The organism is Streptomyces sp. NPDC005423, assembly GCF_040606415.1.
Lineage (GTDB): Bacteria > Actinomycetota > Actinomycetes > Streptomycetales > Streptomycetaceae > Streptomyces.
The window spans coordinates 126,065-137,130 of record NZ_JBEXET010000014.1; the positions used below are offsets into that span (position 1 = coordinate 126,065).

Annotated in this window: 10 protein-coding genes; 3 read left to right on the forward strand and 7 right to left on the reverse strand. The window is 74.3% G+C overall.

Going from position 1 to position 11,066, the window contains the following annotated elements:
* The first annotated feature begins 83 nt into the window (after positions 1-83).
* Positions 84-866 carry a thioredoxin domain-containing protein gene (locus ABZT12_RS17580; protein WP_356384502.1) on the forward strand — a complete coding sequence of 261 codons (783 nt, stop codon included), beginning with the start codon at positions 84-86 and terminating at the stop codon, positions 864-866.
* A 93-nt stretch (positions 867-959) separates the two neighbouring features.
* On the forward strand, positions 960-2,090 hold the full coding sequence (lgt, locus tag ABZT12_RS17585) for a prolipoprotein diacylglyceryl transferase (RefSeq protein WP_356384505.1): 1,131 nt from the start codon (positions 960-962) through the stop codon (positions 2,088-2,090).
* 73 nt (positions 2,091-2,163) lie between these two features.
* Here lgt and ABZT12_RS17590 read toward each other — a convergent pair whose 3' ends face one another.
* From ABZT12_RS17590 to ABZT12_RS17620, 7 genes are all read right to left on the reverse strand, one after another.
* Complete coding sequence (locus ABZT12_RS17590) at positions 2,164-2,988, reverse strand: CoA ester lyase (protein WP_356384508.1); 825 nt, start codon at positions 2,986-2,988, stop codon at positions 2,164-2,166.
* Positions 2,985-4,175: a CoA transferase gene (locus ABZT12_RS17595; protein ID WP_356384511.1), complete on the reverse strand. Its 1,191-nt coding sequence runs from the start codon at positions 4,173-4,175 to the stop codon at positions 2,985-2,987. Before ABZT12_RS17595 ends, ABZT12_RS17590 begins: the two co-directional genes overlap by 4 nt.
* Positions 4,172-5,065: a ribokinase gene (rbsK, locus tag ABZT12_RS17600; protein ID WP_356384514.1), complete on the reverse strand. Its 894-nt coding sequence runs from the start codon at positions 5,063-5,065 to the stop codon at positions 4,172-4,174. Before rbsK ends, ABZT12_RS17595 begins: the two co-directional genes overlap by 4 nt.
* A complete protein-coding gene (locus ABZT12_RS17605; protein ID WP_356384517.1) occupies positions 5,062-6,423 on the reverse strand; it encodes an ADP-ribosylglycohydrolase family protein in 1,362 nt (453 codons plus the stop codon). Before ABZT12_RS17605 ends, rbsK begins: the two co-directional genes overlap by 4 nt.
* Complete coding sequence (locus ABZT12_RS17610) at positions 6,411-7,586, reverse strand: ADP-ribosylglycohydrolase family protein (RefSeq protein ID WP_356384520.1); 1,176 nt, start codon at positions 7,584-7,586, stop codon at positions 6,411-6,413. The genes ABZT12_RS17605 and ABZT12_RS17610 overlap by 13 nt, the downstream gene beginning before the upstream one ends.
* Before the next feature lie 8 nt (positions 7,587-7,594).
* On the reverse strand, positions 7,595-8,698 hold the full coding sequence (locus ABZT12_RS17615) for an ADP-ribosylglycohydrolase family protein (RefSeq protein ID WP_356384605.1): 1,104 nt from the start codon (positions 8,696-8,698) through the stop codon (positions 7,595-7,597).
* 83 nt (positions 8,699-8,781) lie between these two features.
* Entirely contained in the window at positions 8,782-9,903 is a 1,122-nt protein-coding gene (locus ABZT12_RS17620; protein WP_356384523.1) for an ADP-ribosylglycohydrolase family protein, read from the reverse strand.
* 282 nt (positions 9,904-10,185) lie between these two features.
* On the opposite strand from ABZT12_RS17620, the gene ABZT12_RS17625 reads away from it, so the two are divergent.
* Complete coding sequence (locus ABZT12_RS17625; protein WP_356384526.1) at positions 10,186-10,917, forward strand: VIT1/CCC1 transporter family protein; 732 nt, start codon at positions 10,186-10,188, stop codon at positions 10,915-10,917.
* The last annotated feature ends 149 nt before the right edge of the window (positions 10,918-11,066 follow it).

The following is an 11,066-nucleotide window of genomic DNA, read 5'->3' on the forward strand; positions in this document are numbered from 1 at the left end:
ACGCGGAAGACCACGCGGTCACTCGAACGGGTGGACCTGGGACCGGGGAGGCGCGCTGTGCCTCCCCGGTTCGTTCTGCGGGTGTGAGCGAGAAGAACCGTGACGGAAAGCGCACCGCCCGTGAGCGGCTGGCGGTCGAGCGCGAGAAGCAGAAGTCCGCGGAGCGGCGACGGCGCACGCTGATCGTGGGCGCGAGCGTCGTCTGCGTGCTGGGCCTGGCGGCGGTGATCGGCGTGGTCGCCGCCAACTCCGGCAAGGACTCCGGCAGCGGCAGAAGCGGTGCCGGCCCGGTCGTGGCCCCGTCGGGCTCGCAGGGGAAGGACAGTCTGGCGATCCCGGTCGGCAAGGACGGCGCCAAGTCGGCGCTCACCGTGTGGGAGGACTTCCGCTGTCCGGCCTGCCAGGCCTTCGAGACGACCTACCGCTCCACGCTCCGCCCACTCGTCGACGCCGGACAGCTGAAGGTGACGTACCACCTGGCGACGCTCATCGACGGCAACCTCCGCGGCACCGGCTCCCGCCACGCGGCCAACGCGGCGGCCTGCGCCCAGGACGCGGGTAAGTTCCGCGACTACCACGACGTGCTCTACGAGAACCAGCCCAAGGAGACGGACGACGCCTACGGGAGCAACGCCAAGCTGATCGAGCTGGCCGGCAAGGTGAGCGGTCTCGACACGCCCGCCTTCCGCACCTGTGTCGAGGACGGGACGCACGACAGCTGGGTGGCCAAGTCCAACAAGGCGTTCCAGTCCGCCGGTTTCACCGGCACCCCGACCGTCCTGCTCGATGGGAGGAACATCTACCAGGACCAGACGATGACCCCCGCGAAGCTGAAGCAGCTCGTGCGGGCGGCGAACAAGGGGTAAGCGCGCGGGGCGGATCTCTCACCGGCCCGTTATGGACCCGTAGCCGGGCTGCCTGCCGTCGGTGCGGCCCGGCACGGTAGCGTCGACCCTGCCATGCAACTACTTGCCTACATTCCGAGCCCGTCGCGCGGGGTGCTGCATCTCGGCCCCATTCCGCTGCGCGGCTACGCGTTCTGCATCATCATCGGCGTCTTCGTCGCGGTCTGGCTCGGCAACAAGCGCTGGGTCGCCCGGGGCGGACGGGTCGGCACGGTGGCCGACATCGCGGTCTGGGCCGTGCCGTTCGGCCTCGTCGGCGGTCGCCTCTACCACGTGATCACGGACTACGAGCTGTACTTCAGCCAGGGCCGTGACTGGGTCGACGCCTTCAAGGTGTGGCAGGGCGGCCTCGGCATCTGGGGCGCGATCGCGCTCGGCGCGGTCGGCGCCTGGATCGGCTGCCGCCGCCGTGGCATCCCGCTGCCGGCCTGGGCCGACGCCCTCGCCCCCGGCATCGCCTTCGCGCAGGCCTGCGGTCGCTGGGGCAACTGGTTCAACCAGGAGCTGTACGGCCGGGAGACGCATCTTCCCTGGGCGCTGCACATCACCTCCGCGGCGGACGGCCGGGTGCCGGGCTACTACCACCCGACGTTCCTGTACGAGTCGCTGTGGTGCGTCGGCGTCGGCTTCCTCGTCATCTGGGCGGACCGCCGCTTCACGCTGGGACACGGCCGGGCGTTCGCGCTGTACGTCGCTGCGTACTGCGTCGGCCGCGGCTGGATCGAGTACATGCGCGTCGACGACGCCCACCACATCCTGGGTCTGCGGCTGAACGACTGGACCGCGATGATCGTGTTCCTGGGCGCGGTGGCCTACCTGGTGATCTCGGCGAAGAAGCGTCCGGGCCGCGAGGAGGTCGTCGAACCCGGCGCCTCCGACGACGACCCCGCCGCCACCGAGCCGGGGGAGACCGACCTTTCCGCCACCGAGGCGGAGACTCGCGACGACGCCCCGGCCGACGCGGAGTCCGCCCCGGAGCTGTCGAAGGACCCGGAACTCTCCGAGTCCCCCCCGGAGCCCGAGCCCGGGCCCGAGGCCGCGTCCGGCACCGAGACGCAGACCGGCACCGAGACGCAGACCGGGACGGGGAGCAGGGCCGAGTCCCCGGCCGCGGCAAAGGCCGGAACGACGACCGGAACGGCGTCCGGGACGAAGACCGAGGCCGAGTCGGCGAAGAACAGCTGACCCGCCGTCGTGCCACGACGCCGAGGGCGCCCCGACCACCGGTCGGGGCGCCCTCGACGCAGGTGCGGGCAGCTCAGCCCCGGCGGGCCAGGGACAGGGTGCGCCGGGCCGCCGCCACCACGGCCGTGTCGACGAACCGGCCGTCGGGCAGGGCCTGGGCGCCCGCCTCCTCGGTGGCCGCCTTGACGACCGTCTCGGCCTCCTCGATCTCCGCGCGGGTCGGCAGGTAGGCACATTCGATGACCGCGAGCTGCCGCGGATGGATGGCCGCCCGCCCCAGGAAGCCCAGCGCCCGGCCGTGTGCGCAGGAGGCCGCCAGACCTGCCAGGTCGTGCAGGTCGGGGTGGACCGACTGCGGCGGCGGCGCGAGGCCCGCCGCCCGGGCGGCCACGATCACCCGGGAGCGGGACCAGTCGAGCCCGGTGTCCTCCCGCGCGCCCAGATCGGCCCGGAGATCCGTCTCGCCCAGCGCGATACCGCGCAGGGCCGGGTCGGCGGAGGCGATGGCGAAGGCCCGCTCCACACCGAGGGCCGATTCGAGGAGGGCGTACAGCGGGCGGCCCCACCGGCGCGCGACCCCGACGACCTGTTCCGCGTCCGTCACCTTCGGCAGCCGCAGTCCCGCCAGGCCCGGCAGGGGAGCGACCGAGCGGAGGTCCGCCGCCGCCCACGGGCCGTCCAGGGCGTTGACCCGGACGTGGACCGGCACGGCCGGGGACGGCCGGGCGTCGGCGAGGAGCTCCGCCGTGGCCGCGCGGGCGTACTCCTTGCGGTCCGGTGCGACCGCGTCCTCCAGGTCGATCACGACCACGTCGGCGCCCGCGGTCAGCGCCTTCGCCACCACCGGGGGCCGGTCGCCGGGAACGTAGAGCCAGGTCAGCGGGGTGGTGGCGGTCACAGGACGCCCGCCGCACGGAGGGCGGTCCGTTCGGACGGGGTCAGTCCGAGCTCGGTCAGGACCGCCTCCGTGTCCGCGCCGTGCGGGCGGCCGGCCCAGCGGATCGCGCCGGGGGTGGCCGAGAGGCGGAAGAGGACGTTCTGCATGCGCAGCGGGCCGAGTTCGGGATCGTCGACGGTGGTGATCGTGGCGAGGGCCTGGTACTGGGGGTCCTCCATCACGTCCCGGACGTCCTGGATCGGGGCGACGGCCGCCTCCGCCTTCTCGAACGCCGCCAGCACCTCGGTCCGGGTGCGCCGCGCGATCCAGTCGCCGACCGCCGCGTCCAGGACGTCGCTGTGCCGGGCCCGTTCCGCGCCCGTGGCGAACCACGGTTCGTCGATCAGCTCGGGCCTGCCGACCAGCCGCATCACCCGCTCGGCGACCGACTGCGCGGAGGTCGAGACGGCGACCCAGGCACCGTCGGCCGTGCGGTAGGTGTTGCGCGGGGCGTTGTTCTGGGACCGGTTGCCGGTACGCGGCTGGACGTACCCGAGCTGGTCGTACCAGAGGGGCTGGGGGCCGAGGACGGTCAGGATCGGTTCGATGATCGCCATGTCGACGACCTGGCCCTCGCCCGTACGGTCGCGGGCGGCGAGCGCCGTCAGCACCGCGTACGCCGTGGCCAGCGCCGCGATCGAGTCGGCGAGGCCGAACGGCGGCAGCGTCGGGGGCCCGTCCGCCTCGCCGGTGACCGCGGCGAAGCCGCTCATCGCCTCGGCGAGGGTGCCGAAGCCGGGACGGTGCGCGTACGGGCCGAACTGGCCGAAACCGGTGACCCGGGCCAGGACCAACCGGGGGTTGGCGGCGGAGAGCTCGGCCCAGCCCAGGTCCCACTTCTCCAGGGTGCCGGGACGGAAGTTCTCGACGATCACGTCGGCGGTCGCGGCCAGCCGGAGGAGCGTGGTGCGGCCGCCCGGTTTCGACAGGTCGAGGGTGATCGTGCGCTTGTTGCGGCCGAGCAGCTTCCACCACAGGCCCACGCCGTCCTTCGACGGGCCGTGGCCGCGGGAGGGGTCCGGTCGGGTGGGGTGCTCGACCTTGATGACCTCGGCGCCGAAGTCGCCGAGCATGGTGGTGGCGAGCGGCCCCGCGAAGAGCGTCGCGAGGTCGAGGACGCGCAGGCCCGTCAGGGGGGCGTCGGTCATGAGGCGTACCGCTTCTCGATCTCCGGGCGGTACGGCATCGACGCCGACGCCCCGGCCCGCTCCACGGAGAGCGCCGCCGCCGCTGCCGCCCAGCCCAGCGCCTCGCGCGTCGCCCGGCCCTCGGCGAGTGCCACCGCGAGGGCGCCGGCGAAGGTGTCGCCCGCGCCCGTCGAGTCGACGGCGGTCACCCGGGGCGCGGGCACGGTGAACGGCTCGGCGCCCCGGGCCGCGTACAGGCTGCCCGCCGCGCCCAGGGTGACGACCACCTCGGGCACCAGGTCGAGCAGGGCCGCCGCCGCCTCGCGCGGTTCGGTGCGGCCGGTGAGGGCGGCGGCCTCGTGCTCGTTGGGGATCAACAGGTCGGTGGCGGCGAGGAGTTCGGGTGGCAGAGGGCGTACGGGGGACGGCGTGAGGATCGTCCGGACGCCGTGCCGGCGGCCCGCCTCGGCGCCCGTGACCACCGCGGCCAGCGGAATCTCCAGCTGGAGGAGGAGGGCGTCGGCGGAGACGATGAGGTACTCGTCGCCGGCGGCCAGATGGTCGACGGTCCCGTTGGCGCCGGGGATCACGACGATCGCGTTGCCGCCCGCGTCGTCCACGACGATGTGCGCGGTGCCGGACGGCCCCTCGACGGTGCGCAGATGGTCGGTGTCCACCCCCGAGTGCTCCAGCGCGCTGCGGAGTCGGGTGCCGAACCCGTCGTTGCCGACCGCCCCGATCATCGAGACGTCGGCGCCCGCGCGGGCGGCGGCGACCGCCTGGTTGGCGCCCTTGCCGCCGGGGACCGTACGGAACTCCCGTCCGGTCACGGTCTCTCCGCGCCCCGGGGCCCTCGCCACGTACGCGACGAGGTCCATGTTCGTGCTGCCGAGCACGGCGATGAGGGTCATGGGCGGGATGCCTCCAGGTGGGTGAGGTGGGCGAGCGCGTCGAAGCCGGTGCCGTCGAAGTCGCCCACGGAGGTGGCGAGCCGGTTCTTGAGGGGAGCCGTCCAGCGGGCGGGGAGCGCGGCGGGGGTGCCCGCGAGGAGGGCGGCGACGGAGCCGGCGGTCGCGCCGTTGGAGTCGGTGTCCCAGCCGCCCGACACCGCGCGGCAGACGGAGCCGGTGAAGTCGCCGTCCGCGTGGGCGAGGGCGGCGGCGGTCAGCGCGGTGTTGGGGATGGCGTGGACCCAGTGGTGGGTGGTGTCGTAGGTGGCGTGCAGTTGGTCCACCACGTCGTCGAAGTCCCGGTGCTCGCGCGCGAGTCGAAGGGCGTCGTGGAGTGCCCGGGCCAGCCGGGAGGCGGGCGGGACGACGGTCAGCCCGGTGCGCAGACAGGTGTGGACGTCCGCGGTGCCGGTGGCCGCCGCGGCGATGACGGCGGCGGTGAACATGGCCGCGTAGACACCGTTCGCGGTGTGGGTCAACGTGGCGTCGCGGTGGGCCTGTTCGGCCGCGGCGGCCGGATCTCCCGGGTTGGTCCAGCCGTGCACGTCGGCGCGGATCAGGGCGCCGATCCACTCGCGGAACGGATTGCGGTGCCGGGCCGTCCGCGGGGGTTCCAGACCGGTGAGGAGGTTGCGGTAGGCGACCCGCTCGGCGGTGAACGTACGCCCTGCCGGGAGTTCGTCCAGCCAGAGCCGTGCCACCTCCTCGGTGCTGAAGCCCCGGCCGTGGCGTCGCAGCAACAGCAGGTTCAGTACGGGGTAGTTGAGGTCGTCGTCCTCGGGCATGCCGTCGATGTTCTCGGCGAGCGAGGTGGCGGCGGAGCGGCGGTTCCAGGGGTGCGCGGTGAGGAGTTCGCCGGGGACGCCCCGGGCGGTGAAGTAGGTGTGCAGCGGCCAGTTGCCGGTGGACCGGGCGAGCCGGCGGATGGCGGCGAGGGGGAGTTTCTCCACGGGTTTGCCCAGGAGGCAGCCGACGGCCCGGCCCGTCCAGGCGGCCTCGAAGCGGGCCCGGGAGGGCGTCGGCGCGGAGCGCGGCGCGGGCCACTCCGGGCACAGGGCCCGGATCCGCGCCAGGTCGGTCGGTTCGGACTCCGCCAACGTGCTGGGCAGATCGGCGAGTTCGTCCAGCAGGTCCTCGGCGAGCAGCCGCAGGTACCGGGAGGGGGGTTCCTCCGAAGCCCCGGCCCGTTCCGGCGCCCGCGTACCGCCTGCCGCCCGCCACCGCTCGGCGACCGCGGCGGCCTCGCGTCCGTCCTGTGCCGCCTGGCGCAGCTCGTGACCGAGCAGGTCCTCCGGCTGGACCCAGGTCAGTCGGAGCACCCGGGGCCTCCGATTCCGGCGAACGCCGTCTCGTGCGCCCGGCGTCGCAGCACGTCGCGGGCGAAGAGCTCGCGGGCCACCTCGGTGAGGTTTGTCGCCGGTTCCCACAGGTCGAGGCGGCTCGCCTCCGCCACCGTCTTCGACCACTCGCCCGGCACCGGGGAGCCGAGGGCGCCGGCCAGCGCGCCCGCCATCGTGGCGATCGAGTCGCAGTCCCGGCCGTAGTTCACCGCACCCAGCACCGCGTGCCGGAAGTCGCCGCCGGCCACCACCAACATGCCCAGCGCGACGGGGAGTTCCTCGATCGCCTTGGTCCGGGAGGGCCGCCGGGCGTCCAGGCCGGGGGAGCGGTAGTCCGGGCCCACCGTGTCGTACGGTGCCACTGCCTCCCGCAGCGGCACCAGCGCCGACGCGAAGTCCGAGTAGCGGCACGCCACTTCGCAGACCCGCTCGATCGCCGCCCGGGTGCCGTCCTTCGCCAGCGAGAGACAGGCCGTCACCACCGAGTCCGGCGTCGCCCCCGGTGCGCAGGCCGCCGCGACCGCCGCCGCGAGGACACCCGCCGCCTCCCGGCCGTACGACGACTGGTGGGCGCCCGCGATGTCCAGCGCCTCGGCGTAAGCGCCCGCCGGGTTGGCCGCGTTGACCAGACCGACCGGCGCCATGTACATCGCCGCCCCGCAGTTGACGATGTTGCCGGTGCCCGCCTCGCGCGGGTCGGCGTGGCCGTAGTGGATCCGCGCCACCAGCCACTTCTCGGCGAGGAAGATCCGGTGCAGCGGCAGCGCCTCGGCCTCCAGCTCCGGAATCCAGCGCGGGTTGGTCAGCAGGTCGGGGACGAGGTGGTCGGCGACCGCGTACGCGTCCAGATGGTCGCGGACCCGCGCGTAGACCCGTACCAGCGCGTGGGTCATCAAGGTGTCGTCGGTGACGTGACCGTCGCCCTTGTGGTAGGGGGCGAGGGGGCGGGCGGTGCGCCACGCGTCGCCGTGCCAGGGGCCCACCACCCCGTGGACCCGACCGCCGTGGCGTTCGAGGATCTGGTCGGGGGAGTAGCCCTCGACGGGACCGCCGAGGGCGTCGCCGACGGCCGCGCCGACCAGCGCCCCCGCGATCCGTTCGTCCAGCGCGGCCCCGCTGCTTTCTTCTCCTTTGGGCGTCATGCCCCGAATCATCCTCCTGGCGGGGCCGGTTGTACGGCTTCCAGGAGTCCGGCGAGTTCCACCAGATCGGTTCCGGTCAGCCGGGGGAGCGCGCAGCCGGAGAGGGTGCGGCAGGCGTCCCGCCAGGCCGCCGGGATCGCCGGGCCGCCGCCGAGCGCGCCGGTCAGGGCGCCCGCCAGCGCCGGGGCGGAGTCGGCGACCCGGGACAGACAGGCCGCCGCGGGTACCGCCTCGGCGATCCGGCCGCGGGCTGCGGTGGCCAGGGCCAGGGCGACCGGGACGGTCTCGGCGGCGGCGATGCCGTAGCTGTAGACGTGGTCGACGATCTGGTGTTCCAGGAGAGGCACCACGGCGAAGGCGCTCTCCGCGTCCCGGGCCAGGCGCAGCGCGTGCCGGGCGTTGCGGCCGATCTCCGTGCCGTCCGGCAGTTCGGCGAGGGCGGCGGCCACACAGGGGCCGACGGTCTCGCCGGCGAGCGCCAGGGAGAGCGCCGCCGCCATCGCCCGGGCGCCGTGCACCCCGTCGCCGTCCTGGGTGTAGCGGGCGTCGAACTCGGCCAGTTCCGCGGCGAGTCGGGGCTCGCCGGGATGGGCGACCGCGAGCACGCAGGCCCGTACGCAGGCGGCGTCGTCGAAGTAGTGGGGGTTGTCGTGACCGGTCGCGGGCGGCCGGAGACCGGCGACGAGATTGCCCAGCCCGGCCCGCACGGAGATGCGGGCGCGCAGGGGGAGTACGGCCGACTCGACCTCGGGCGCGCGGTCCGCCGCCGCGGCGACCTCACTCGCCACGGCGTTCCAGCCGAGGTCGATGGAGGCACGGGTCCTGCGGCCGCGGCCGAGGTCGCCGAGGACGGTGTCGTCGCCGGCCCGCAGCACGGCCTCCGCGGCGAACGCCGCCCACTCCGCGTCGTCGGACGGGCCGAGCCGCAGGGGCTCGGGGGGCTGGTTCAGGGCGATGGGGACGGGGAGGGTGGTCGTCGCGTTCTGTTCGGCGAAGGTGTCCAGTTCGCGGGTGAGGCGGCGGGTCCACTCGGGCATGCGGGCGGCCCGGTGCCGCGCGGCGGGCCACCCGGCGGCATCGCCCGCGGCCAGTCCGAGCAGCAGCCCCTCGATCCGCCGGGCCTCCGCGCCACGGACTTCTGCCGCCGCCCCCGCCGCTCCCGTTTCCCCCGCGGCGCACCGCCCTCCGTCCCCGGTCACGGCGCCGCCTCCGCGATCGTCGCCAGCGCGTACGCCTCGCGTTCCGGTGCGGCGGCCGGGTGCCTGGCCCACTTCCCGGCCTCGCCGGGGAGGAGCAACTCCGCGATGTCCAGGACGTGGTGGCCCGCCATCTCCGGGAGGCAGCTGCCCCGGGCCGGGCCGATCGCCGTCGCCCAGTCGGGCGGGACGGCGCGGGCGCCCTGGGTCGCGCCGGCCAGGGCGCCCGCCACCGCTGCGGTCGTGTCCGCGTCGCGGCCCATGTTGACCGCCGTGAGGACCGCTTCCCTGAAGTCGCCGTCCGCCGCCGCGTAGGCGCCGAAGGCGAGGGCCACTGCTTCGGGGGCGAGGTCGGTCCAGGGGTAGCCGCCGATGACGACCGCGGAGCGCACCGCGCGTTCGCCGCGGTGGGCGACCGCGACCGCGCGGCGCAGGGAGCGCGCGGTCCAGGAGTCGTCGGGGATCACCGCCAGCGCGGCGGCGACGACCGAGACCGTCGGGGCGCCCGCCATCGCCGCCGCCACACCCGCGGCGACCGCCTGGCCGCCGTAGATGCCCTCGCCGTCGTGGCTCACCGAGCCGTCGATCGCGACCAGGCGGGCCGCTTCGACGGGGCGGCCCGCCGCGAAGACGCCGAAGGGGGCCGCGCGCATGGCCAGACCGTCGCTCCAGGCGTGGCGGTGCTGGGCGGAGATGGGGGCCGCGAGACCCCGGCGGAGGTTCTCCAGGGTGCCGCGTTCGCTGAAGCCGGCGCCCCGGAACGGGCCCTCGTCGCGGTCGGCGATCCACGCGTGCCAGGCCGTCTCCACATGGGCGGGGGTGAGCGCGGAGCCGTGCCGGGCCAGCAGCAGGCCGGAGAAGATCGCGTACTCGGTGTCGTCCGTGCCCGCCGGGTTCTCGGCGACGTATCCGGTGATGCGGCCCCAGCGGGCGCGGATCTCGGAGGGCTTCATGTTCTCGGCCGGTGCTCCGAGGGCGTCCCCCACGGCGAGGCCGAGCAGCGCGCCGCGGGCGCGGTCACGGAGTACCGCCAGGTCAAGGGCGGTGTCTTCGCCGGTGTCGCCAACGGTGTTCCGCGGACCGCGGGCGGGGACGGAGGGAGTGCGGGCGATCGATGCCATGCGCGGCCTCTCCTTGCGGGGGTTCGCCCGGGGCGCGGAACCCGTGGCCGATATGTCCCACAGTGGCGGTACGGCAGAGCCTCACCCGTCTCGCTGTCACCCGGTCGACATCTGTGCGGAGCTCCTCACGGATGAGCGCCGGGAGGCAAAAGCGCAGGTTAGCCGAGCCTTTCCTTGCTGGTGGCGGGGAAATGAAACGCGTACATTCCTTGTTGTCAAAGACTGGAACGTTTCCAAAGTTAGCCTCTCCTTACCTTCCTGAACCTCCTGGGGGACCACCGCATGGCCATCCTCGACACCGAAGCGACGCTGCACGAGGCGCATCGGGACAACCACACCCACCGGGATGTGACCGGCGGCTGGCTGCGTCCCGCGGTGTTCGGTGCGATGGACGGCCTGGTCTCCAACCTCGCCCTGATGACCGGTGTCGCCGGCGGCGCGGCCGGCCAGCACATCATCATCGTCACCGGGCTGGCGGGTCTCGCCGCCGGCGCCTTCTCCATGGCGGCCGGCGAGTACACCTCGGTCGCCTCGCAGCGCGAACTCGTCGAGGCCGAACTCGCCGTCGAGCGACGGGAGTTGCGCAAGCACCCGGAGGACGAGGAGGCGGAGCTGGCCTCCCTGTACACGGCCCGCGGGGTCGAGCCCGGACTGGCCCGCGAGGTCGCCCGGCAGCTCTCCCGCGACCCGGAGCAGGCGTTGGAGATACACGCCCGCGAGGAGCTGGGCATCGACCCCGGCGACCTGCCGTCGCCGTTGGTCGCCGCCGTCTCCTCGTTCGGCTCGTTCGCGCTGGGCGCCCTCCTCCCCGTGCTGCCGTTCCTCCTCGGGGCGACGGCGCTGTGGCCGGCGCTGCTGCTCGCCCTCGTCGGACTCTTCGCGTGCGGCGCCCTGGTGGCCCGGGTGACGGCGCGGTCCTGGTGGTTCAGCGGGGTGCGGCAGCTCGCGCTCGGCGGCGCGGCGGCCGGTGTGACGTACGCCCTGGGCACGCTGATCGGATCGGCCGTAGGATAGGGCGACGCGCACTTATGCGCTGAGCCGCATAAGTAGCCGTTACTCGCTGGTTTCGAACGCTTAAACACCGGGCATGACCCGTAAGCGCTACGGGCAATGACGCCCGGCGCGCATCCGCGGGACGGGCGACGAACGCTCCCTCTGCCCCG

Excerpts from the sequence above, each read along its gene's own strand:
- lgt (WP_356384505.1), top strand. The coding sequence starts at position 960 with ATGCAACTACTTGCCTACATTCCGAGCCCGTCGCGCGGGGTGCTGCAT.
- ABZT12_RS17595 (WP_356384511.1), bottom strand. The coding sequence starts at position 4,175 with ATGACCGACGCCCCCCTGACGGGCCTGCGCGTCCTCGACCTCGCGACG.
- rbsK (WP_356384514.1), bottom strand. The coding sequence starts at position 5,065 with ATGACCCTCATCGCCGTGCTCGGCAGCACGAACATGGACCTCGTCGCG.
- ABZT12_RS17610 (WP_356384520.1), bottom strand. The coding sequence starts at position 7,586 with ATGACGCCCAAAGGAGAAGAAAGCAGCGGGGCCGCGCTGGACGAACGG.
- ABZT12_RS17620 (WP_356384523.1), bottom strand. The coding sequence starts at position 9,903 with ATGGCATCGATCGCCCGCACTCCCTCCGTCCCCGCCCGCGGTCCGCGG.
- ABZT12_RS17625 (WP_356384526.1), top strand. The coding sequence starts at position 10,186 with ATGGCCATCCTCGACACCGAAGCGACGCTGCACGAGGCGCATCGGGAC.